The sequence below is a fragment of the Nocardioides sp. Root240 genome (assembly GCF_001428825.1).
GTDB lineage: Bacteria > Actinomycetota > Actinomycetes > Propionibacteriales > Nocardioidaceae > Nocardioides.
The window spans coordinates 88,549-110,366 of sequence record NZ_LMIT01000015.1; the positions used below are offsets into that span (position 1 = coordinate 88,549).

Genomic DNA, 21,818 nt, shown 5'->3' on the forward strand with positions numbered 1-21,818 from the left:
GGCGCACAGGGGCCGGTGACCGCCGGTCCCGGCCGGTGCGACAGCGAAGGAGTCCCGATGTCGGACACCGTCAACACCACACTGCGCAAGAACGCGCTGGGGGTGGGTGCGATCGTCTTCCTGGTCCTGGCCGCCGTGGCGCCGCTGACCGGAATGGTCGTGGTGGCGTCCCTCGCCATCGCCTTCGGCAACGGGGGAGGCGCACCGTTCTCGTTCCTCGCGGTCGCCGCGATCCTCCTGTTGTTCGCCATCGGCTACGGCAAGATGTCGAGCCAGATGGTCAACGCCGGCGGCTTCTACGCGTTCGTCGTCAAGGGCCTCGGTCGCCCGGCCGGCCTCGCCGCGGGCTACATCGCGACGCTCGGCTACAACTTCTTCGTCGTCGGCACGATCGGCACCAGCGGCTTCTTCATGATGGTGCTGATCGACTTCCTGTTCGGCTTCTCGATGAACTGGTTCATCTGGGGTGGCCTCTCGATGGTCGTGGCCTACCTGATGGCCGTCCGGGGCATCGACTTCAGCTCGAAGGTGCTGGGCGTCTCCCTGGTCCTCGAGTCCTCGATCCTGGTCATCTTCGACGTCGCCGTCCTGTTCAAGCACGGCTACGACTTCTCGGCCTTCTCCGGTGACGCGATCACGTCGGGCTCGCTCTCGATCGGCCTGCTCCTCGCCGCCACCGGCTTCCTCGGCTTCGAGGCGACCTCGCTGTTCAGCGAGGAGGCGAAGAACCCGCTCAAGACGATCCCGCGGGCGACGTACCTGGCCATCACGATCATCGGCCTGCTGCTGGCCGTCACCACCTGGGCCGTCGTCAGCGCCACCGGTGTGGAGCAGGCGCAGCAGTCCAGCATCGACCACCTCGAGGCCGGTGACCTGGTCTTCAGCCTCGGCGCGGAGTACCTCGGCGAGTTCATGATGAAGACGATGATGGTGCTGCTGCTGGTCAGCCTCTTCGCCGCGATGCTCGCCTTCCACAACTCCGCGACCCGCTACCTGTTCTCGCTCGGCCGGGCCCGCGTCCTCCCGCAGGCGCTGTCGCGCACCAGCAGCAGCGGCGCACCGGTGCTCGCCGGCACGCTCCAGGCGGGCTTCGCGCTCCTGGTGGCGGCGGTCTTCCGGATCATCGACCTCGACCCGATCCTCCAGGTCGTGCCCGCGATGCTCGGCTTCGGCACCCTGGCCATCGTGGTCCTGCAGGCGCTCGCCGCGCTCTCCATCGTGGTCCACTTCCGTCGCAGCGGCGACAGCCGGATCGGCAGCACGCTCGTCGCTCCCGCGATCGGATTCGTCGGCCTGAGCTTCATCGTGGTGATGGCGGTGACCCACTTCGACGTGGTCGCCGGCTCGACCGAGAAGCTGATCACCAGCCTCCCGTGGCTGTTGGTGCTCGCGCTCCTCGTCGGTGTGGCGCAGGCTTTCTACCTCAAGACCAGCAGGCCCGAGATCTACGACGGCCTCAACGCCGACCTCGAGCGCTTCGACGCCGAGGCCGACGACGCCGCCACCACCGCGAACTGACCCCGAACCGACCCCCGAACCGATGAAGCGAAGAGGACACAGCTGATGGGCCACTTTGACGAAGACGCGCTGCGCCGGCTCGCCGAGCGTCTCCAGGCGGAGGACGTCGACATCGTCCGGGTCGGGTACAGCGACCTGATCGGCACCGAGCGCGGCCGGGACATCCTGGTCAACCGGTTCGACCGCACCGTCGGGGACGGCGTCGCCTTCTGCCGCTCCGTCTACGGCACCTCGCCGATGGGCGACGTCGTCGACATCGCCGGCGGGCTGTCCGCCGGCCTCCCCGACATCGTCGCCTTCCCCGACGTCGACACGGTCCGCAACGTGCCCTGGGAGCCGGGCGTCGCGCACGTCATCGCCGACGTCTTCAACCCCGACGGCACGCCGTCCGAGGAGAGCCCGCGGATGGTGCTCAAGCGGGTCGTCGAGCAGTTCGCGGAGCTGGGCATGACGCCGATCGCCGGTCCCGAGCTCGAGTTCTACGTCGTCGAGAAGGACGACGCCGCGCCCAACGGCTACCGCCGGTACGGCGAGGCGACGGGCAACGTCTACGTGTCCGGCCTCAAGGGCGACCCGGAGAACCTCCTCCTCTCGTCGCTGCGCCAGCTCGCGGCGTACGACATCGACGTCGTCGCCGCGAACCACGAGTTCTCCAGCGGCCAGTTCGAGATCAACCTCTGGCACTCGCCGGCCCTCGACGCCGCGGACCGCGCCTTCCGGTTCAAGACCGCCGTCAAGGAGCTGGCCCGTCGCCAGGACAAGATGGCGACCTTCATGGCCAAGCCCTTCAACGACGAGGGCGGCTCGGGCTTCCACATCCACTTCAGCACCGTCGACGCCGAGGGCAAGCCGCTCTTCGACGACCCGGACGGCGAGGACGGCCTGTCGAAGATCGGCCGCTCCGCGATCGCCGGCGTCCTGGCCCACGCGCCGGCGCTGGCCGCGATCAGCAACCCGACGATCAACTCCTACAAGCGGTTCGGCCCCGACACGCTGGCGCCGTGGCTCGTCGACTGGGGCCTCGACAACCGCAGCGCGATGGTCCGGATCCCCCCGGAGCGCGGTCGCGCCTCGCGGATGGAGCTGCGGCTCGGCGACGCGTCGGCCAACCCGTACCTCGCCATCGCCGGGCTGCTCGCCGCGGCGTACCTCGGCATCCGCGACGGCCTCGAGCCGCCGGAGAAGCTCGAGGGCTACGGCTACGACACCACGAAGGCCGACAGGCTCCCGGGCGACCTCGGCTCCGCGCTCGACGCGCTCGAGGCCGACAAGGAGCTCGCCGACATCCTCGGCCCGGTCTTCGTGTCGACGTTCGTCGAGTACAAGCGCAACGAGGTCGAACGCTTCGGTCAGTACGTCACCGACTGGGAGTTCCGGGAGTACGCGTACCACCTGTGAGTGGTCGACAGAAGAGGGAGACATCTCGTGACGACACAACCCATCGTCCGTGAGTTCGAGGCGGACCTGCGGGTGGTCGAGGCGAACAGCGGTGCGACCGACGTGGTCGTGCTGGACCTCGCGGCGCCGGACGGCACCGACCTGCCGCCGTGGACGCCGGGCGCCCACGTCGACCTGGTCCTCGGCGACGACCTGGTGCGCCAGTACTCGCTCGCCGGCAGCCCGGCCGACCGCGGCCGCTGGCGGGTGGGCGTGCTCCGCACCCCCGACAGCCGTGGCGGCTCCAAGGCCGTCCACGAGATCGCGGCCGGCGACACGGTCCGCGTCCGCGGGCCGCGCAACCACTTCCCGATGGTGGCCTCGCCCCGCTACCTGTTCATCGCCGGCGGCATCGGCATCACCCCGATGCTCCCGATGATCGAGGAGGCCGAGGCCGCGGGCGCCGACTGGCGCCTCGTCTACGGCGGCCGCAGCCGCTCGTCGATGGCGTTCCTCGACGAGCTGTCGGCGTACGGCGACAAGGTGACCCTGGTGCCGCAGGACGAGGCCGGGATGCTCGACCTCGACGGCCTGCTCGGCACCCCCGAGCCGGGCACGCTGGTCTACACCTGCGGCCCGACCGGCCTGCTCGACGCGATCGAGCAGCGTTGCGAGGCCTGGCCCAGCGGCAGCCTCCACCTCGAACGGTTCGCGGCGAAGGCCGTCGACAGCTCGGGCGACGAGGAGTTCGAGCTGGTGCTCGCCCGCTCCGGCCTCACCCTGACCGTGCCGGCGGACAAGTCGGTCTACGACGTCTGCAAGGCCGCCGGCGTCAGCGTCGTCGGCTCCTGCCTCGAGGGCGTGTGCGGCACCTGCGAGACCGAGATCGTCGAGGTCGACGGCGACGTCGACCACCGCGACTCGCTCCTCAACGACGACGAGAAGGAGGCGAACGACGCGATGATGATCTGCGTGTCCCGCTGCTCCGGCCGTCTCACCCTGGACCTGTGAAGGGAGCGGGACGATGAGAGGTCGCGGCGACACCGCCGGCTACCCCCGCAACGCCTGGTACGCCCTCGCGGCCGCGGACGAGATCGGCGCGGAGCCCTACGGTACCCGCGCGCTGGACCGCCCGGTCGTGCTCTTCCGTGCCACCGACGGCACGGTCGTGGCGCTCGGTGACCGCGACGCCCACCGGCCGTACCCGCTGAGCCTGGGCCGGGTCGAGGGCGACACGATCGTCTCCGGCTACTCCGGGTTCGCCTACGACCGGACCGGGGCCTGCGTGCGGGTCCCGAGCCAGGAGCAGGTGCCCTACGGCGCCCGGGTGCCGTCGTACCCGGTCCGGGAGGAGGGGGGACTGGTCTGGGTCTGGCTCGGCGAGCGCTCCCTGGCCGAGCGCCGTCTCCCGGCGCCCACCCCGTGGCTGACCGATCCGGCGTGGGAGACCTTCGGCGGGCAGTGGGAGACCGCGGCCAACATCCGGCTGCTGCAGGACAACTTCGGCGACATCACCCACGTCGCCGTCGTCGACCCCGTGCTGGCGCCGCCCGCCCTGTCCGGGGTGGCGCCGGTGCTGGAGGTCGAGCTGACCGAGACCACCGTCTCCTTCCACCGCGACTGGCCGGCCGCGCCCGTGCCCGGCTGGCAGGCCGAGCTCACCGGCGGCTCGGCCACCGAGGCCTACCCGCAGCGCGAGGAGGGTGCCTTCCTCTCGCCCGGGCTGTGGGCCGACCGGTGGGACGTGGTGCTCCCCGACGGCACGCAGACCTTCCGGTTCACCCACGCCATCACGCCGGTCGACGCCCGGCACACCCGCCACCTCTGGCGGGTCAGCCGCAACTTCGCGCCGGGTGAGCACGCCACCGCCACCATGCGGCCGATGTTCGAGTCGTACTACCGCAAGGTCCGCGAGATCCTCGAGACCATGCAGCAGGTCATCGACCGCGACGGGTACGGCGAGGACGTCAACGTCGCCGCCGACCTGGCCGTGCTGCAGGTCCGCCGCATCATGCGGCGGTGGGTGGCCGACGAGGGCTGACCTCCTCCGGTGGTTGAGGTGCGAGCGCCAGCGAGCCTCGAAACCCCTGGCCGTGCTGCTGGGACTGGCTCGTGCTGCTGGATCCCGTCGCGGTGGCTCCTGGGGTGGCCGCGCGGTATCCGACCGGCTCCCGGCGTCAAGGCGCTCGCTTCGCTCGCCCGCTGCGCGGNCCGGACCCGACCCACCACCCGACTGACCCGTCGCTGCCGCTTGAGACCCCACCACCCACGACACCGCAGGCGACAGGCATCCCCCTGCTGCGGATCGAGGAGGGTTCCAGGAGCGCAGGAGCGCCTCGTCCTCAGGCCAGCAGCACGACCGACAGCACCCCGTCGCCGTACCCGGCGATCGAGACGGCGAGGTCCTCGCGGCGACCGAGGGTGAGCGTGCTGATCCGCAGCTGCGGGTCGAGCGGCGGGCCGGCGGGGTGGAGGGCGTGCAGCTTGAGGTGGTCAGCGCCGGCGACGTTGAACATGGAGGCGGCGATGTTGAGGACCTCGTAGAGGTTCTCGCTGAGGGTGTCGGTGAGCTTGCCGTCCTCGATCGCGGCCTCGGAGCCGCCGGGCGGGACCAGGCCGATCGCCGCGCCGGCGTGGGCGGAGAAGGTGAGGTCGCAGGCGATCAGCGCGCAGATGCGGAGCTGGTCGTCGACGTACACGGCGACGGAGGCGGGGGTGTCGGGACCGGGCGCGAACGGTGTGGTCGGCGACAGCGTGACCTCGCGGCCGAGGAGCTCGGTGAGGAGGTCGCGCAGCTGCTTGGGCTGGGGGAGGTGGATCACCATGGCGAGGGCCTCAGAGGACGCTGCGGAGGGCGTCGTCGAACGCCTCCGGGGTGAACGGCTTGGCGATCAGGAAGGCCGCGCCGGCGGACGCGGCGCGCTGGCGCATCTCCTCCGAGCCCTCCGAGGTCACGAACCCGAAGGCGACCGAGGAGCCCGCCGCGCGCAGGGCGGAGAGGCAGTCGATGCCGTTCATCTCGGGCATGTTCCAGTCCGAGAGGACCAGGTCGGGCGCCTCGGTCTGGACCTTCTCGAGGGCCTCGCGGCCGTTCTCGGCCTCGACGATGTCGTGGCCGCCGTGGCCGGCCTGGCGCAGGGTGCGGATCACGATCTGCCGCATCACGCGGCTGTCGTCGGCGATCAGGATCTTCATCGGGAGCCTCCGGAGGCGTTCGGGACGTGGATGCAGATGCGGACGGGGCCGCCGCGCCAGGCGACGTCGATGCGGCACACCTCGGTGACGTCGCTCGCGAAGACCGCGCGGCCGGCGGCGACGGCCGGCAGGGACAGCACGCTCGGGCCCGGCATCAGGCTCTTCACGTTGCCGCCGATCATGTTGACCAGCTCGCCCACGGCGTCGGCGACATCGGCGTCCTCCGCATCCTCGGCCGAGGGCAGGTCGAGCATCCGGGCACTGAGCCGGCCGGCCACGTCGGCGTCGAGCTCGACGGTGACCACGCCGTGCCAGCCGCCGCTGATGGTGACGGCGGCGGACCAGACGCCGGTGGCGTCGAAGGGCGTGCCCGGCGGCACCAGGCGGGGGAGGAGCACCTCGTCCTCGCCGACCAGGGCCAGCCAGACGTCCTCGGTGACGGCCTGGAGGTCGTCGACGGTCGGGGCGTCCACCTCGTCCGGCGTGGCCTCGAAGAAGGTCAGCACGTTCATGCCCACGCCCCCTGTGCGGAGTCGGCCGGGACCAGGCCGAGCAGCGAGAGCTTCTCGACGATCGCGTCCGGCGTGAACGGCTTGATGACGTACTCGTGGGCGCCGGCGGCCAGCGCGCGCACGATGTTGCGCTGCTCGCTCTCGGTCGTGACCATCATCAGCGTCACGTCGCGCCACTCGGGGTTGGCGCGCACCTCGGTGATGAACGTGTAGCCGTCCATCACGGGCATGTTCCAGTCGACCAGGCACACATCGGGTACGACGCCCGCGTGCATCTGGTCGAGGGCGACCTGGCCGTTCTCGGCCTCCGTCGTCTCGAAGTCGAGCCCGGACACGATGCGGCGCAGGATGCTGCGCATCGCCCGGGAGTCGTCGATGATCATGGCTCGCACGATCAGGCTCCTGTCCTGGAGAGGGTCATGGCGGAGGCCCGCCGGTAGGCCGGCACCCGTCCGATCTGGTCCCGCCGCCACGAGGCGGTGAGGTCGGCCGGCATGTCGAGGGTGGTCTCGGAGGACCCGAGCAGCAGGTAGCCGTCCGGGGCGAGCATCGGCAGCATCCGTCGCAGGATGTCCGCCTTGGTCTCGGCGTCGAAGTAGATGAGCACGTTGCGCAGCCAGATCACGTCGAAGGCGCCGAGCATCGGGAACGGCGCCGCGAGGTTCATGTGCTTGACGGTGACCCGCTCCCGCAGCCGCTCGGCGATCTCCCAGTCGCGTCCGACGCGCGTGAAGTAGCGGACCAGGCTGGTCGCGGGCAGGCCGCGGTTGACCTCGACCTGGCTGTACTTCCCGGCCCGCACGCGCTCGAGCATCTGGGTGGAGATGTCGGTGCAGACGATCTCGTACTCCCAGCCGGCCGGCAGGTGCTGGTCGAGCAGCATCGCGATCGAGTAGGCCTCCTGGCCGCTCGAGCACGCGGCGCTCCAGATCCGCAGCCGGCGGGTCATCGACCGTTCCTCCAGCAGCGGCGGGAGCATCGCGTCGGTGAAGGCCTGGTACGGCGTGTGGTCGCGGAACCAGCTGGTCTCGTTGATGGTGAGCGCGTCGATCACCTTGCGCCGCTCGTCGGCGTCGAAGGCCAGCCGAGCGACGTACTGCTCGAGGTCGAGACCCTTCGCAGCGGCCAGCGGGTTGAGGCGCGCCTCGACGAGGTACTCCTTGCCCTCGTCGTACACCATCGACGTCTCCCGGCGAACCAGCGCCGAGACGGACGCGAAGGCAGTGGGGGCAGTCATGTCCGGTCATTCGGCGTTCCCCCGGCCTTCCTGAGGCCTCATGAAGGTCAAGAATCGGCCGATGGGGCCGGGGTGACCAAGATCAGGGTTCTCGTCGTGGACGACTCGGCACTGGTACGACGCCTGGTCACCACCGCACTGGGCAGCGCTCCGGACATCGAGGTGGTGGGTGTCGCCGTCGACGGCCTCGATGCGGTCCGCCGCGTCGACGAGCTGCGTCCCGACGTGGTCACCCTGGACATCGAGATGCCGAACCTCGACGGCCTCGGCGCCCTCACGCAGATCCGCGAGAAGCACGCGCGGCTGCCCGTGATCATGTTCTCGACGCTGACCGAGCGGGGTGCCACCGCGACCCTCGACGCGCTGTCGCGCGGGGCGTCGGACTACGTCACGAAGCCCAGCAACACCGGGAAGATCGCCGACGGCATCGCCGCCGTGCGCGACCAGCTGGTGCCGCGGATCCGCGCCCTGGCGGGCCTGCGCAAGCTGACTCCGGGAGCGGGCGGCCCGATCGTGCGGCGCGAACGCACGGTCCAGCCGACCGCTGCGGTGAGCGCGCTGCTGATCGGCTGCTCGACCGGTGGGCCCGACGCGTTGGCCCGGCTGCTGCCGCGGCTGCCCGGTGACCTCGGCGTCCCGGTGCTCGTCGTCCAGCACATGCCGCCCGTGTTCACGGCGATGCTCGCGCAGCGCCTCGACAAGATCTCGCAGCTCGAGGTCCGCGAGGCGGCCGACGGCGACGAGGTGCGGCCCGGCCGGGTGCTGCTCGCGCCCGGCGACTTCCACCTGCGGGTACGACGGGTCGGCACCTCCGTGCGTGCCGTGCTCGACCAGGAGGCGCAGGAGAACTTCTGCCGTCCCGCCGTCGACGTGCTCTTCCGCTCCGCCCTCGAGGTGTACGGCGGCAGCGCGCTCGCGACCGTCCTGACCGGCATGGGGCAGGACGGCCTCGCCGGCGCCCGGCAGCTGGCGGCCGCCGGAGCCCGGATCCTCGTCCAGGACGAGGACTCCTCGGTGGTGTGGGGGATGCCCGGTGCCGTCGCGGGTGCGGGCCTCGCGGACGACGTGCTGCCGCTCGATGCGCTGGCCGACCGGATCGTCGGTGCCGTGCGCCGTTCACGCGCTGCTTGACCGCCGTTCGGTTCTCAGGTTGGAGAAGGTCCTCACAAACGAGGATTGAGCACGCCCGCCGACTGCCGTTGGATGAGGAGGGTCCGGCTTCGGCCGACTCTCGTGGGTGGATGGGCACTTCCACGGCCTCGCGGACACCGTCATGTTCACCAGGTCTGTGGGGAGGCCACTGCTTTGTCCATGCTCCATGCCCATCGGCGCGCTCGTCGCGCCTTCGCCCGTGTCTGTTCGGGCGCCCTTGTCGTCGCGGGAACCGCGACCATCGCCACGGTGGTGACGACCCCGGCCGCCCAGGCGGCCGGCCAGTCGATCTCGACCACCACCAACGTCGGAGCTCCGACCGGGAACGGCCACTGCCTGAACCCGAACACCACGAGCGACCCGACCAACTGCAATGCCTACGCCTCGAAGGCCGACGTCTGGCTGAGCAACCTTCCGCAGGGACTGCCGGAAGGCGACTACTTCTTCGCCGTCTCCGACCCGGGCAGCCAGTCCGACCCGAACGACGGCTCCGACGGCCTGTTGTCGGCGGGGACGCACACCGACCGGTCCTTCCGGATCGAGAACGGCCACGTCACCATCCTCGGCGACCACCTGAAGTTCGCCGACCGGGTCCAGGTGTTCCCGTTCGCCGACACCACGAACGGCGGCGGTGTCTACAACCTCAGCGTCTGCAGCCTCGCCGGTGGCTACCCGGTCGTCTCGTCGGACTGCACCCACGACTCGTTCAAGGTCGGTGCGGCGCCCGTCGAGGCGAAGCCGCTGACGATCGTCAAGGACGCGGCCGGCACCTACGACCGCACCTACACCTGGGACATCGACAAGGCGGTCGACGACGACACGCTCGAGGGCCGCGAGGGCACCAGCGTCACCGCGAACTACACGGTCACGGTCGAGCACGACGGTGGCGAGGTCGACAACATCGGGGTCACCGGGGACATCACGGTGTTCAACCCGAACGGCGCCGCGGTCACGGCCGACGTGACCGACGTGCTGTCCGACGGCACCGTGTGCACGGTCGACGGTGGCACCGACGCCGTCATCCCCGCGATGGGCGACACGGTCCTCGGCTACACCTGCGACCTGACGTCCCTCCCGCAGGGCCAGCTGGACAACACCGCCACGGTCACCTGGGAGGAGCAGACCCTCGGCAACACCGACCACCTGGCGGCCGGTGACGAGAGCTTCACCTACGACGACGTCACCTTCACCGGCAACGACATCGACGAGTGCATCGACGTGGACGACACGGTCGAGGGCACGCTCGGCACGGTCTGCGTCGGCGACGACAACCCGACCGAGCTCAGCTACGACCGGACGTGGAACCTCGACACCCCCGGGTGCCAGGACTACGACAACACGGCGTCCTTCGAGACCAACGACACCGGCTCGACCGACGACGCCAGCCAGTCCGTCGAGGTCTGCACGATCGACGTCCTCGACGCGCTGACCGTCTCCAAGGAGGCTGAGGGCGACTACACCACCACCTACAAGTGGTCGGTCGACAAGTCCGTCGACGACGCCACCCTCAGCGGTACGTCGGGCGACGTGACGGCGCACTACACGGTGAAGGTCTCGCACGACGCGGGCACCATCACCGGCACCGAGGTGCACGGCACGATCACGGTCACGAACCCGAACTCGGTCGCGGTGGTGGCGGACATCGCCGACACCTTCTCCGACGGCGCCGTGACCTGCGAGGTCGACGGTGACGGCACGGGCGTGACGGTCCAGCCGGGTGACACCGAGCTGTCGTACACGTGCGACCTACCCGACGGGTCGGTGCCCGCCTCCGACCTGACGAACACGGTCGACGTCACCTGGGCCGACCAGGACCCGGCGCCGCTCACGGTGCTGGACGCCGGCAACGCGACCGACACGACCGACGCGATCGACTTCACGGAGAACGCCGTGGACGAGTGCGCGGACGTCACCGACACCTACGCCGGTGACCTCGGCCAGGTCTGCGTGGGCGACGCCAACCCGACCACGTTCGACTACAGCCGGACCTGGACGCTGAGCAACCCGGGTTGCGCGACGTACGGCAACACGGCCACGGCCACGGCGGTCGACAGCGGGACGAAGAGCAGCGACAGCCAGGACGTCCAGGTCTGCAAGACCACGGTCGACACCGGTGCGCACACGATCGGCTTCTGGACGAACAACAACGGTCAGGCGCTGATCAAGGCGGGTCCGTCGACGGGCGGGGTGTGCAATGCGGCCACGACGCTGCGGACGTACAACCCGTTCAAGGACCTCTCGGCCACGGCGACCTGCACGCAGCTCGCGAAGTACGTCGCCGACGTCATCAGCAAGGCCAAGGCCAGCGACATGACGACGATGCTGAAGGCCCAGATGCTCGGCACCGCGCTCAGCGTCATCCACCTCAACCCGGCCCTGGCGAACCTCAACGTCGACCTGGCCCACATGGACGGCAAGGACGTCCGGGCATCGTTCGGCGGCGCGAGCAGCATGACGGTGGGCAACGCGCTGACGTTCGTCTCGAACAAGCTGGTCGGCTCGTCCTGGTACGGCGGGAGCAAGGTGCTGCAGGAGGGCGCGAAGAACCTCTTCGACGCCATCAACAACAGCAGGGGGATCTACACCCCCTGATCAGGCCCCACCCTCGCCGTCACCGCCTGACCCACTTCAGGCGGTGATGTCGAGGTAGACCGGGTGTGCGGGCGCGCTGGTCGCGTCCGCCACCCGGTTCGCCACTTTTCGCTGGTGGTGGTTGTCCGCCATCAGTGCGGGGATCGCGGACATCAGCCGCTGCTGGCGGGCCAGCAGCTGCCGGGCGCGCGGCACGAACTCGTCCGGGATCGGGCCCAGGTCGGTCGGCGGCTGCCACGGCGGCTCGTGCGGCGCGGCGTGGCCGCGGATCAGCTGCTCGGCACGGTCGGCGTGCGCCTCGAGCCGGTCCAGCGCCTCGCGCCAGGTCACGGGTCGGCGTGGCTGCTCGGGCATCGGGTCCGACATCGCCGGCACCCCGGGAACGGGTACGGCGGTCACTGGATCGCCGCCGCCATCGCGGCCTCGCGCCAGGTGTCGCACAGCTGGCGGGAGAGGCCGAGGGCCTCCTCGGTCGTGGCGGCGTCGCGTCGTACGTTCGCCTCGACGAGGAGACCGCGCAGGTACTGGTAGAGCGCGGCGAGCTGCTTGCCGGCCGGCATGCGGTCGACGTCCAGGCTGGCCTCGAGCTCGGCCACCACGTCCTGCGCGTGCAGCAGGTGCTGGTGGGCGGCCGGCCAGTCGCCGGCCTGCTGGGCGGCCAGCGCCCGCTCGCCGTCCAGCACGAGTCGCTCGACCAGCATCACCAGCAGCCGGGCCGGGGATGCCGTCGCCACGGAGTTCTCGCGGTAGGCGCTCTGCGCGCTGTGCATCGATCGGGTCGCGTACATGGGTGCGGTCCTCACTGGGTGGATGCGGACAGGGAGTCGAGCTGGCTGGAGAGCCACTGGGACTGGCCGTTGAGCTGCGACAGCGCGGTCTCGAGAGCGGTGTACTGCCGCTCGAGGGCCGAGCGCCGCAGCTCGAGACGACCGTCCCAGTCCTCGATGCTCTTGTTGAGCCGGGTGATCGTGGAGGTGTGGGTGGTGATCGCGTTGGTCACCGAGCCCTTGTACTTGTCGCTCGCGGCCTCGGCGACCTTCTGCACCCGGGCGGCGAACCCGTCGGCGCCCGTGAACGCGGCGGCGGTGGCGACCGGGTCGGCCTTGTAGGACTCGGCGAACTTGTCCGCGTCGAAGGTGACCTTGCCGTAGCGGTCGACCTGGATGCCGTACTTCGCCATCGACGTCCCGTCGGGCGGGTAGATCGCGTCCTGCAGGGCGCCCGCGACGCGGCGCAGCGTGCTGTCGCCGGCGAGCAGGCCCTTGGCGTCGGTCGAGTTCGACGTCAGCGCGCCGACCTGGGTCAGGATCGCGTTGACCTGGTCGACGAAGCCCTTGACCGCGGTGGACTGCGTGGCCGCGTCGCGGTCGATCGCGATGTCGGCGGTCCCCGTCGCGGACGGGCCGAGCGTGATCGTCACGCCGGGTACGACGGCGGTGAAGGTGTTGGTGCTCGACGTCGCGGTGATCCCGCCGATGTCGATGGCCGCGTCGCGGCCCGCACGCACCGTCGCGCCGCCCAGCAGGGCAGCGCCGGTGCTGTCGGTCAGCTGGAAGTCCTGCGCCTGCCCGGTGGTCGAGGACTCGACGAGCAGGCGGTACTGGTCCGTGCCGCCCGACGTACCGGTGCGGACGAGGGTCGCGCGGACCCCCGCGTCGGCGCCGTTGATCGCGGCAGCCAGCTCCTCGAGGGTGCCGTTCGCGGTGTCGATCTGGAGGTCGGGCTGGCCAGCCCGCTTGAGGAGCACGCTGTTCGTCGTACCGGTGACGGTGTCGGTCTTCGCGTGCGCGTCGGTGAAGGCGACCTGGTGGGTGAGGGCGGTCTGGCCGACCGTCACCGTGAAGGCACCGGGGGATGCGGTCGAGGTGGCCGCGACGCTCACACCGGTGTTGCTGGAGGTGGCCTTGAGGGTCGACCAGGTGCTGGTCGTCGGGGTGACCATGTCCTTGGCGGCGCCCGCCAGCGCCTGCAGGGCGGTGTTCAGCTTCTGCAGGGCGGTGACCTTGCCCTGCTCGGTGGTGACCTGCGTCTTCAGCTTCGTCTGGGACGCGGCCTCGAGGGTCATCAGCTGGTTGATGATCGATGCCGTGTCCAGGCCGCTCGCGAGTCCGCCGATGCTGCTGGTGCCTGCCATGGGGTCCTCCTGGGGGGAATGCAAAAGCGCGAGTGCCGGTGGGCCGGTCGGCCCACCGGCACTCGTCGGGTGCAGATGCTGCGGCTATCAGCCGCGGAGCAGCTGCAGCACGCCGTTGGGGGCCGAGTTGGCCTGGGCGAGCATGGCGGTACCGGCCTGGGAGAGGATCTGCGAGCGGGTGAGGCTCATCATCTCCTGCGCCATGTCGGTGTCGCGGATGCGCGACTCGGACGCCGACAGGTTCTCGATCGCCACGTTGACGTTGTTGATCGTGTGCTCGAACCGGTTCTGGACCGCACCGAGCGCCGCACGCTGGGTGGAGACCTCGGTGATGGCCGCCTGGAGCGTGTTGCTGTCGGTGATGTCGACGGCCGCCACCGCGGCACCAGCGGTGAAGTCGGCCAGCGACGTGGCGTCGATGTCGATGGTGTCCGCGTTGTCGTAGCCCACCTGGAAGGTCAGCGCGTTGCCGGCGAAGAGGTCGACACCGTTGAACTTGGTGTTGTCCTTGATCCGGGTGATCTCCGTGTTGAGCGCGTCGAACTCCGCCTGCAGGGCCGCCTGCGACTCGGTGTTCTGCGTGCCGTTGTTGTACTGCACGGAGAGGTCGTTCATGCGCTGCAGCATGGAGTGGACCTCGGTGAGCGCACCTTCAGCGGTCTGTGCGACCGAGACGCCGTCCTGGGCGTTGCGGACCGCGACCTTCAGGCCGCCGACCTGCGAGCGCAGGCCCTCGGAGATGGCCAGACCGGCGGCGTCGTCAGCGGCCCGGTTGATCCGGAAGCCCGACGACAGCTTCTCCATCGACTTCGAGAGCTGGTTCTGCGTGACCGACAGGTTGCGGTACGAGTTCGTGGCCTCGATGTTCTGGTTGATGCGAAGACCCATGATATTTCCCTCCTGGAATCAGGTCATTTGCGGATACCGGGTGACCATCCGTGGTCTCCCGTCGGGGTGGTGATCGGTACGCCGACCCCGGGCTTGAGAGGTTTTCTGCAGAATCAGCCGACCGCGTCGAGCGGGCTGACGGCGCTGGGCGCCATTCCACGGCGCGCACCATCGGCGTGCCGGGCGGCGACGGCGGCGAAGTACGACTCCCGGCGACGCTGCGCCACCCCGCCGGCCTTGCCGGCGGATCGCACGAGCGAGGGCTCGAGCGCGTGGTTGAGGGCGTCGCGCAGCAGCGTGAGCGCCTCGGCGCGCATCTGCGAGATGCGGGAGTCGGTGACGCCGAGCTCGGCGGCGATGTCGGCCATCGGGCGCTCGGCGAAGAAGTAGTCCTGGACGACGACGCGCAGCCGCTCGGGCAGCTCCTCGATCGCCTCGCGGAGATAGGTGAGGCGCTCGGCGTGCTCGACGAGGTCCTCGGGGGAGGGAGCGCGGGTCGGGACCAGCTCCTCGATCGGCGTGGTGGCCGAGCCCTGGAGGGAGAGCACCTGGGCGCGGGAGACGTCGTCGTCGTTGGCGACGACCTCGTCCGGCGACATGCCGGCGGCCTGGGCGACCTCGGCGACGGTGGGCGTGCGGCCCAGCACGTTGGCCAGCCGGCTCCGGGTCTCGGCGAGGTCGCGGGCGCGGCGTCGTACCGAGCGGGAGGCCCAGTCGACCGACCGGAGCTCGTCGAGGAGCGCGCCGCGGATGCGGGTGGCGGCGTACCGGTCGAAGGGGACGCCGCGCTCGGCGTCGTAGGCCCGGGCCGCGAGAACGAGGGCGGTGAGGCCGGCGGAGGTGAGGTCGTCGCGACTGACGTGCGACGGCACTCGACCCATCGTCTCCCGGACGATGTGGCCGACCAGAGGCATGTGGGTGGTGATCAGCTCGTCCGTCTCGGTGGCGACGGTGCCCTCGTACTCGTTCACGAGTGCGACATTCCGCCATCTGTCCGGCGTGTCGCAGAGGAATTGCCGCCGACTGACCGCTCGGTGGCCCAATACGGGACCGAGGTCCCGAAACCGGGTGACCCCTTGTGGGGTCATCGCGCGGGCCAATTGGCCGAACTCCTCAGGTGGCCCTTGCCATGAACGATGGAAGCACTCAAGCGAACCCCGCAATCTCGGGGGCGGAGCAGAGAGGTACGACGAATCGACATGGACAGGCTGTCGCAGATCCTGTGGCGCGAGCGCGAGCTGCTCGAGACCCTCGCCTACAAGCTCGAGGTCGAGCGGATGGTGCTCGCCACGGGGAAGACCCGCTACCTCGTCAACGCCACGCGCGAGATCGAGGACGTGCTCGAGGACCTCCGGGCGACCGAGGTGCTGCGGGCGACCGCGGCCGACGAGGCCGCCGAGAAGATCGGGCTGACGCCCAACCCGTCGCTCGGCGCGCTCGCCGAGGCCGCGCCCGACCCGTGGGGCACCATCCTGCGCGACCACCGCGACGTGATGATCGCCCTCGCCCGCGAGATCGCCGAGACGTCCGAGGACGCCAAGGGCCTGATCACCGCCGGCTACCGCTCGGCCCGCGAGACCCTCCTCGCCCTCGGCGGTACGACGACCGCGAGCTACACCCCGTCGGGCGACGCCGTGCTCACCCCGGCCGCCACCCACCTGGTCGACAGGAGCCTGTGATGTCCGGCTCCTTCGGGGGGATCACGTCGGCGAGCGCCGCGCTCCGCTTCCAGCAGGTCGCGCTCGACGTGGCCGGCAGCAACATCTCCAACGCGAGCACCGACGGCTACGTCCGGCGCCGCGTGATCGGCGAGACGATCAGCAGCAACGTCCCGGCGATGTGGTCGCGCTCCGACAACTTCGGCGGCACGGTCGGCGTCGGCGAGGTCCGTCGCATGGTCGACCCGCTGCTTGACACCCGGGTACGACGCGAGCACGGCACGCTGTCCTACCTGCAGACCACCCAGACCATCCTGTCCCGCGTCGAGGAGGGCATCGGCGAGCCCGGCGACAACGGCGTGTACGCCGCGATCCTCGACTTCCGCAATGCCTGGCAGGACCTCTCGACCAACCCCGGCGGTGACGCCGCGCGCCAGCAGGTGCTCGGCAGTGCGGAGACCCTCGCCCAGGCGATGCGCCTCCAGGTCGGCAACGTCACCGGCGAGGAGGCCGACCAGCGGGTCCACCTCAACAACGTCGTGTCCGAGGTCAACACGGCCGCGGCCGGCATCGCCGAGCTCAACCACAACATCCTCGTCACCGAGCAGAACGGCACTGACGCCGGGACCCTGCGCGACCAGCGCGACCAGCTCGCGCTCCGCCTCGCCGAGCTCACCGGCGCCGTCACGACCGTCCGGGCCGACGGCCAGTTCGACGTCACCGTCGGCGGCGAGACGCTGGTGACGGGCCGCGAGGCGGGCGCCTTCGTCGTCGCCTCCGGCGTGACCCCGGCGGGTGCCGCCGACGGTTCCCCGATCACCTTCCGCATCGACGCCAGCTGGGGGAGCACGGTCCTCCCGACCGGGACCGCCGGTGCAGGCGGCGAGCTGGGCGCGGTGACCGACATCCTCACGACGGTCCTGCCGTCGTACCGGGTCGGGCTCGACGCCATCGCCGGCGACCTGGCGGCCGCGATGAACACCCAGCATGCCCTCGGGTACGACGCCGCGGGCGCCCCCGGCGGGACGTTCTTCTCCTACGACCCACTCGTCGGTGCGGCCAGCCTGCAGGTGGCGATCACCGATCCCGCGCTCGTGGCCGCCTCGTCGGTGACCGGCTCGGGCCGCGACGGTGTCAACGCCGACGCCCTGAGCCGTGCCGGTGACGCCGCCGACGCGTACCAGCGACTCGTCAACGGGTTCGGCACGCAGGTGGCGTCGCTGCAGCGGCAGACCGCCAACCAGACCGCGCTCGCCGGCTCCCTCGACGACGCCTGGGAGCAGCAGGCGGGCATCAACCTCGACGAGGAAACGGTCAACATGCTCACCGCACAGCGGTCCTACGAAGCCGCCGCGCGCCTGCTGACCACCCTCGACGAGGTCCTCGACACCCTGATCAACCGAACCGGACTGGTGGGTCGCTGATGAGCATCGGACGTGTCACCCAGCGGATGCTGACCGAGGGATCCCTCGACAACCTGCAGCGGGGCCTCGGGCGGTTGGCCCGGGTCCAGGAGCAGCTGTCGACGGGCCGGGTCATCAACCGTCCCTCCGACAACCCGACCGGGACGACCTCGTCGATGCGGTTGCGCAGCTCGCTGGCCGACCAGGCGCAGTACTCCCGCAACGCGCAGGACGGCCTCGGCTGGCTGACCCAGGTCGATGCCGCCCTCGACTCGGTGACCTCGACGGTCGGGCGCGCCCGCGACCTCGCCCTGCAGGGCGCGAACGCCTCGGCCTCCGGCCCGGTCGCCCGCGAGGCGCTCGCCGTCGAGGTCGAGGGGCTGCGCCAGGAGCTGCTGTCGCGCGCGAACACGAAGTACCTCGACAGCCCGGTCTTCGGCGGCGTCACCGCCGGCACCCAGGCCTACGACGCCTCGGGCACCTACGTCGGCACGCTCGGCGACGTGAACCGCCGCATCGCCGACGGTGTCGTGGTGAAGGTGGACGTCGACGGGCCCACCGTCTTCGGCGACGGGGCGACCTCGGTCTTCGCCGAGCTGGACGCGCTCGCCACCGCCCTCCGCGCCGGCGACAAGGCCGGCATCAGCGCGTCGATCAACACGCTCAACACGCGGTCCGACACGATCACCGGCGCCCGCACGGCCGCCGGCACCCGCTACCAGCGGCTCGAGCACGCCGACCTGAGCGCCTCCGACGCGAAGATCTCGCTCACCAACCAGCTGAGCACGATCGAGAACGCCGACCTCGCCGAGACCACGGTGGAGCTCAAGCTCCAGGAGGTGGCCTACCAGGCCGCACTCGGTGCGACCTCGCGCGTCATGCAGCCGAGCCTCCTCGACTTCCTGCGATGACGGTCGCGGTCCTTGCCACAATGGTCACCATGGACATCCCCGTCATCGAGCTCGCGCACCCCATGCCCGGCTTCCCCGACGACGCCCGCTTCGCCCTCGTCCGGCTGGACGACGACGGGGTCCTCCACGGCTTCCGGTCGCTCGACAGCGAGGACCTCCAGTTCGTCGTGGTCCCGCCGGCGCCGTTCTTCCCCGACTACGCCCCCGAGATCGGGGACGACGTCGTGACCGAGCTCGGCATCGTGCCCGAGGCCGCGGGCGACGTCCTGGTCCTGCTGGTCGTGCGCGCCGGCGCCTCGCTCGCCGACACGACGGTCAACCTGCGTGCCCCGCTGGTGGTCAACCCGGTCACCCGGCGCGCCAGCCAGGTCATCCTCGACGACACCGACCTGCCGCTTGCCGCACCTCTTCGATGAGCAAGCCCACGGTCTCGCACGCCGAGCACCACTCGGCATCCACGTCGGCTGCGTTGCCGACGCTCGACGTGCGCCCAGCATGCCTTCGCGCCGCCGCCTTGCCGACGCGGCGCCGAGCGGCGCTCAGCGCACGATCCCGCGGTCTTGCTCATCGCGTCGCGTGAACCGATAGCCTCACCCTCGTGCTGGTTCTCTCCCGACGCGTGGGTGAAAGCGTCGTCATCGGCGAAGGCTCGCCGGACGCCGTGACCGTCACCGTGCTCGAGGTGCGCGGCGACGTCGTCCGCATCGGCATCGACGCCCCGCGCTCGGTCGCCGTCCACCGCGCCGAGCTGCTCGCCGAGCTCGCCGACGCCAACGCCGAGGCCGCCTCCCCGACCGCCGACGCGGTCGCGTCGCTGACCCAGGCGCTGCGCTCGCGCAAGTAGCCGCGCACCGTCGGAGCTCGGGAAGATCCCCGAACGCCCGCGGTTCCCGGGACCTGGTCCCGAGTCTCCCGTCCCACCTCATCCGCCCCTCCGCTGCGCCGATGGACTGCGCGGAAGGAGGGACCGATGGACGACGACGCAGAGATCATCGCCGAGTTCCTCGTGGAGTCCCACGAGAACCTCGACCAGCTGGACCGCGACCTCGTCGAGCTGGAGCAACAGCCCGACTCGAGGGAGCGGCTGTCGAGCATCTTCCGCACGATCCACACGATCAAGGGCACCAGCGGGTTCCTGGCGTTCAACCGCCTCGAGCAGCTGACGCACGTGGGGGAGACCCTGCTGTCGCGGCTGCGCGACGGCGAGGCGCAGATGACGCCGGCCATCGCCGAGGCGCTGCTCTCGATGGTCGACACCGTCCGCGCCCTCCTCTCCGTGATCGAGCACACCAGCGCCGACACCGACCCGTCGGTCGACGTCGTGCCGGTCGTCGCCGTGATCGAGGACCTGCTGGCCGGGCGCGAGCCCGCGGCCAGCACCCCGGCGCTCGTGGCGTCCGAGGTCGGCGGAGCCACGGAGGAGCCGGTCGTGTCCCCGGCGGTCTCCTCCGTGGCGCCGCCCGACCCCGAGCCGGTCGCCGAGCCGGTCGCCGAGCCGGTCGCCGAGGCCGAGCCCGCCCCCGAGCCGACTCCCGAGCCGACCCCCGAGCCCGCCCCCGAGTGGGACGGCGTCGAGCGGCGTGCCCGCGTCGACTCGTCGGTCCGCGTGGACGTCGACCTGCTCGACGACCTCGTCGATCTGGTCGGCGAGCTGGTGCTCACCCGCAACCAGCTCCTGCAGCGCAGCCTGGCGTCCCCGGACGTCGAGCTGGTCCGTGCCAGCCAGCGCCTCGACCTGGTCGCCAGCGAGCTGCAGGAGTCGGTCATGAAGACCCGCATGCAGCCCATCGGCCAGGTCTGGTCGAAGCTGCCGCGTGTCGTCCGCGACCTGTCCCACCAGCTCGGCCGCGAGGTCGAGCTCGTGATGGAGGGTCACGAGACCGAGCTCGACCGCAGCCTGCTCGAGGCGGTCAAGGACCCGCTGACCCACCTGGTCCGCAACTCCCTCGACCACGGCATCGAGCCGCCCGACGTCCGCGCCGCCGCCGGCAAGCCCACCAAGGGCACGCTGAGCCTGCGGGCCTACCACGAGTCCGGCCAGGTCGTGGTCGAGATCGCGGACGACGGCAAGGGCATCGACCCCGCGAAGATCTCCGCCGTCGCCCTCGAGCGCGGCGTCGTCACCCGCGAGCAGCTGTCCCGGATGGACGCCCGCGAGGTGCTCGGCCTGATCTTCCGACCCGGCTTCTCCACCGCGGCCGCGGTCTCCAACATCTCCGGTCGCGGCGTCGGCATGGACGTCGTCCGCACCAACATCGAGCGGATCGGCGGCAGCGTCGACGTGACCTCCGAGCCCGGCCGCGGTACGACGACGCGCGTCCGGATCCCGCTGACGCTGGCGATCATCCCCGCACTCGTCGTGGGCGAGGGACCCGAGCGCTACGCCATCCCGCAGGCCAACCTGGTCGAGCTGGTCCGGATCGAGGGCGACGACCTCCAGCGCCAGGTCGAGGACCTGGCCGGTGCACCGGTGCTGCGCCTGCGCGGCAAGCTGCTCCCGCTGGTGTCGCTCTCCGGTGTGCTCACCGGCGTCCACCCCGACGCCGGCGAGGCGCTGACCGTCGTCGTGCTCCAGTCGGACGACGTGCGCTTCGGCCTGTGCGTCTCGACGGTCCACGACACGCAGGAGATCGTCGTCAAGCCGATCGGGCGCCAGCTCAAGGGCCTGGCCATGTACGCCGGCGCGACGATCATGGGCGACGGGCGGGTCGCGCTGATCCTCGACGTCGCGGGGATCGCCGTCACCGCCGGGGTGGGCGCGACGCAGGCCGAGACCGGCGACCCGCGCGCCACCGCCACCGATGACCGCACCGCACTGCTGGTGCTCGAGGTCGCCGACGGCCGCCGCGCAGCCCTCCCGCTCGCGGCGGTCGCTCGGCTCGAGGAGTTCGGGCGGGAGCGGATCGAGCGCAGCGGGAGTGCCGAGGTGGTCCAGTACCGCGACGGCATCCTGCCGCTGGTCCGGCTCGCGACGGCGATCGGGCTGCCCGACACCAGCGACCGCAGCGACCAGGTCAGCGTCGTCGTCCACGAGACCGGCGACGCCGCCGGGGGAGCGGTCGGCATCGTCATCGACCGGGTCCTCGACGTGGTCGAGGTCGCCGTCACCGCCAGCCAGGTCGGCCGTCGTGCGGGCGTCACGGGCAGCGCCGTCGTCCAGGACCGGGTCACCGACCTGGTCGACCTCGAGGCCGTCGTCGCCCGGTCAGGAGTTCCGGCATGATCCACCCCACTCGATTCC

Annotated in this window: 22 protein-coding genes; 12 read left to right on the forward strand and 10 right to left on the reverse strand. The window is 70.9% G+C overall.

All coding sequences use genetic code 11. The features are described from left to right. Positions 1-57: 57 nt before the first annotated feature. Genes ASE20_RS21500 through ASE20_RS21515 form a run of 4 tightly spaced genes read left to right on the forward strand, consistent with a single transcriptional unit; the run spans position 58 to position 4,936 of the window. On the forward strand, positions 58-1,518 hold the full coding sequence (locus ASE20_RS21500) for an APC family permease (RefSeq protein WP_056896631.1): 1,461 nt from the start codon (positions 58-60) through the stop codon (positions 1,516-1,518). A 45-nt stretch (positions 1,519-1,563) separates the two neighbouring features. After that, the gene (locus ASE20_RS21505) at positions 1,564-2,916 is read left to right on the forward strand and encodes a glutamine synthetase family protein (RefSeq protein ID WP_056896632.1); all 1,353 of its coding nucleotides are present in this window, start codon (positions 1,564-1,566) and stop codon (positions 2,914-2,916) included. A 27-nt stretch (positions 2,917-2,943) separates the two neighbouring features. After that, entirely contained in the window at positions 2,944-3,906 is a 963-nt protein-coding gene (locus ASE20_RS21510) for a PDR/VanB family oxidoreductase (protein WP_056896633.1), read from the forward strand. A 13-nt stretch (positions 3,907-3,919) separates the two neighbouring features. Then, positions 3,920-4,936, forward strand: coding sequence for a Rieske 2Fe-2S domain-containing protein (locus tag ASE20_RS21515; RefSeq protein WP_056896634.1), 1,017 nt, complete (start codon positions 3,920-3,922; stop codon positions 4,934-4,936). Positions 4,937-5,237: 301 nt separating this feature from the next. Here ASE20_RS21515 and ASE20_RS21520 read toward each other — a convergent pair whose 3' ends face one another. The 5 genes from ASE20_RS21520 to ASE20_RS21540 are packed head-to-tail and all read right to left on the reverse strand — an operon-like array spanning position 5,238 to position 7,839. Next, positions 5,238-5,720, reverse strand: coding sequence for a hypothetical protein (locus tag ASE20_RS21520; protein ID WP_056896635.1), 483 nt, complete (start codon positions 5,718-5,720; stop codon positions 5,238-5,240). Positions 5,721-5,730: 10 nt separating this feature from the next. Then, entirely contained in the window at positions 5,731-6,090 is a 360-nt protein-coding gene (locus ASE20_RS21525) for a response regulator (RefSeq protein WP_056896636.1), read from the reverse strand. Continuing rightward, complete coding sequence (locus ASE20_RS21530; RefSeq protein WP_157538327.1) at positions 6,087-6,602, reverse strand: chemotaxis protein CheX; 516 nt, start codon at positions 6,600-6,602, stop codon at positions 6,087-6,089. Before ASE20_RS21530 ends, ASE20_RS21525 begins: the two co-directional genes overlap by 4 nt. Next, on the reverse strand, positions 6,599-6,985 hold the full coding sequence (locus ASE20_RS21535; RefSeq protein WP_200952921.1) for a response regulator: 387 nt from the start codon (positions 6,983-6,985) through the stop codon (positions 6,599-6,601). The genes ASE20_RS21530 and ASE20_RS21535 overlap by 4 nt, the downstream gene beginning before the upstream one ends. An 11-nt stretch (positions 6,986-6,996) precedes the next feature. Next, positions 6,997-7,839 (reverse strand): CheR family methyltransferase, encoded by an 843-nt coding sequence (locus ASE20_RS21540; RefSeq protein ID WP_056896639.1) that lies wholly within the window; start codon positions 7,837-7,839, stop codon positions 6,997-6,999. A gap of 72 nt (positions 7,840-7,911) precedes the next feature. On the opposite strand from ASE20_RS21540, the gene ASE20_RS21545 reads away from it, so the two are divergent. Together ASE20_RS21545 and ASE20_RS21550 are read left to right on the forward strand one after the other, a co-directional pair. Further along, positions 7,912-8,970 (forward strand): protein-glutamate methylesterase/protein-glutamine glutaminase, encoded by a 1,059-nt coding sequence (locus tag ASE20_RS21545; protein ID WP_056896640.1) that lies wholly within the window; start codon positions 7,912-7,914, stop codon positions 8,968-8,970. 270 nt (positions 8,971-9,240) lie between these two features. Beyond that, positions 9,241-11,583, forward strand: a complete 2,343-nt coding sequence (locus tag ASE20_RS21550; protein ID WP_056917915.1) for a hypothetical protein — start codon at positions 9,241-9,243, stop codon at positions 11,581-11,583. Between the two features lie 36 nt (positions 11,584-11,619). On the opposite strand, the gene ASE20_RS21555 is transcribed toward ASE20_RS21550, so the two are convergent. The 5 genes from ASE20_RS21555 to ASE20_RS21575 form a co-directional block, all read right to left on the reverse strand. Continuing rightward, positions 11,620-11,949 carry a hypothetical protein gene (locus tag ASE20_RS21555; protein ID WP_056917914.1) on the reverse strand — a complete coding sequence of 110 codons (330 nt, stop codon included), beginning with the start codon at positions 11,947-11,949 and terminating at the stop codon, positions 11,620-11,622. Positions 11,950-11,978: 29 nt separating this feature from the next. Further along, entirely contained in the window at positions 11,979-12,371 is a 393-nt protein-coding gene (gene fliS / locus ASE20_RS21560) for a flagellar export chaperone FliS (protein ID WP_056896643.1), read from the reverse strand. Positions 12,372-12,382: 11 nt separating this feature from the next. After that, complete coding sequence (gene fliD, locus ASE20_RS21565) at positions 12,383-13,717, reverse strand: flagellar filament capping protein FliD (protein WP_056896644.1); 1,335 nt, start codon at positions 13,715-13,717, stop codon at positions 12,383-12,385. A gap of 87 nt (positions 13,718-13,804) precedes the next feature. Further along, entirely contained in the window at positions 13,805-14,605 is an 801-nt protein-coding gene (locus ASE20_RS21570) for a flagellin (protein WP_056896645.1), read from the reverse strand. Between the two features lie 113 nt (positions 14,606-14,718). Beyond that, entirely contained in the window at positions 14,719-15,576 is an 858-nt protein-coding gene (locus tag ASE20_RS21575) for a sigma-70 family RNA polymerase sigma factor (RefSeq protein ID WP_225868953.1), read from the reverse strand. 228 nt (positions 15,577-15,804) lie between these two features. Between ASE20_RS21575 and flgN the strand changes: the two genes are divergently transcribed. From flgN to ASE20_RS21605, 6 genes are all read left to right on the forward strand, one after another. Further along, complete coding sequence (gene flgN, locus ASE20_RS21580) at positions 15,805-16,284, forward strand: flagellar export chaperone FlgN (RefSeq protein WP_056896646.1); 480 nt, start codon at positions 15,805-15,807, stop codon at positions 16,282-16,284. Next, complete coding sequence (gene flgK, locus ASE20_RS21585) at positions 16,284-17,687, forward strand: flagellar hook-associated protein FlgK (protein WP_056896647.1); 1,404 nt, start codon at positions 16,284-16,286, stop codon at positions 17,685-17,687. The genes flgN and flgK overlap by 1 nt, the downstream gene beginning before the upstream one ends. Beyond that, on the forward strand, positions 17,687-18,577 hold the full coding sequence (flgL, locus tag ASE20_RS21590; RefSeq protein ID WP_056896648.1) for a flagellar hook-associated protein FlgL: 891 nt from the start codon (positions 17,687-17,689) through the stop codon (positions 18,575-18,577). Before flgK ends, flgL begins: the two co-directional genes overlap by 1 nt. A 29-nt stretch (positions 18,578-18,606) precedes the next feature. After that, positions 18,607-18,993, forward strand: a complete 387-nt coding sequence (gene fliW / locus ASE20_RS21595) for a flagellar assembly protein FliW (protein WP_225868952.1) — start codon at positions 18,607-18,609, stop codon at positions 18,991-18,993. A gap of 182 nt (positions 18,994-19,175) precedes the next feature. Then, on the forward strand, positions 19,176-19,421 hold the full coding sequence (gene csrA, locus ASE20_RS26100) for a carbon storage regulator CsrA (protein WP_056896650.1): 246 nt from the start codon (positions 19,176-19,178) through the stop codon (positions 19,419-19,421). Between the two features lie 126 nt (positions 19,422-19,547). Further along, entirely contained in the window at positions 19,548-21,800 is a 2,253-nt protein-coding gene (locus ASE20_RS21605) for a chemotaxis protein CheW (protein WP_056896651.1), read from the forward strand. The last annotated feature ends 18 nt before the right edge of the window (positions 21,801-21,818 follow it).

Coding starts and splice junctions, on each gene's coding strand:
- flgK (WP_056896647.1), top strand. CDS start 16,284: ATGTCCGGCTCCTTCGGGGGGATCACGTCGGCGAGCGCCGCGCTCCGC.
- ASE20_RS21530 (WP_157538327.1), bottom strand. CDS start 6,602: ATGAACGTGCTGACCTTCTTCGAGGCCACGCCGGACGAGGTGGACGCC.
- fliD (WP_056896644.1), bottom strand. CDS start 13,717: ATGGCAGGCACCAGCAGCATCGGCGGACTCGCGAGCGGCCTGGACACG.
- flgN (WP_056896646.1), top strand. CDS start 15,805: ATGGACAGGCTGTCGCAGATCCTGTGGCGCGAGCGCGAGCTGCTCGAG.
- ASE20_RS21570 (WP_056896645.1), bottom strand. CDS start 14,605: ATGGGTCTTCGCATCAACCAGAACATCGAGGCCACGAACTCGTACCGC.
- ASE20_RS21515 (WP_056896634.1), top strand. CDS start 3,920: ATGAGAGGTCGCGGCGACACCGCCGGCTACCCCCGCAACGCCTGGTAC.
- ASE20_RS21540 (WP_056896639.1), bottom strand. CDS start 7,839: ATGACTGCCCCCACTGCCTTCGCGTCCGTCTCGGCGCTGGTTCGCCGG.
- ASE20_RS21525 (WP_056896636.1), bottom strand. CDS start 6,090: ATGAAGATCCTGATCGCCGACGACAGCCGCGTGATGCGGCAGATCGTG.
- ASE20_RS21535 (WP_200952921.1), bottom strand. CDS start 6,985: ATGATCATCGACGACTCCCGGGCGATGCGCAGCATCCTGCGCCGCATC.
- ASE20_RS21605 (WP_056896651.1), top strand. CDS start 19,548: ATGGACGACGACGCAGAGATCATCGCCGAGTTCCTCGTGGAGTCCCAC.
- fliS (WP_056896643.1), bottom strand. CDS start 12,371: ATGTACGCGACCCGATCGATGCACAGCGCGCAGAGCGCCTACCGCGAG.
- ASE20_RS21505 (WP_056896632.1), top strand. CDS start 1,564: ATGGGCCACTTTGACGAAGACGCGCTGCGCCGGCTCGCCGAGCGTCTC.
- fliW (WP_225868952.1), top strand. CDS start 18,607: ATGGACATCCCCGTCATCGAGCTCGCGCACCCCATGCCCGGCTTCCCC.
- ASE20_RS21520 (WP_056896635.1), bottom strand. CDS start 5,720: ATGGTGATCCACCTCCCCCAGCCCAAGCAGCTGCGCGACCTCCTCACC.
- ASE20_RS21500 (WP_056896631.1), top strand. CDS start 58: ATGTCGGACACCGTCAACACCACACTGCGCAAGAACGCGCTGGGGGTG.
- flgL (WP_056896648.1), top strand. CDS start 17,687: ATGAGCATCGGACGTGTCACCCAGCGGATGCTGACCGAGGGATCCCTC.
- ASE20_RS21555 (WP_056917914.1), bottom strand. CDS start 11,949: ATGTCGGACCCGATGCCCGAGCAGCCACGCCGACCCGTGACCTGGCGC.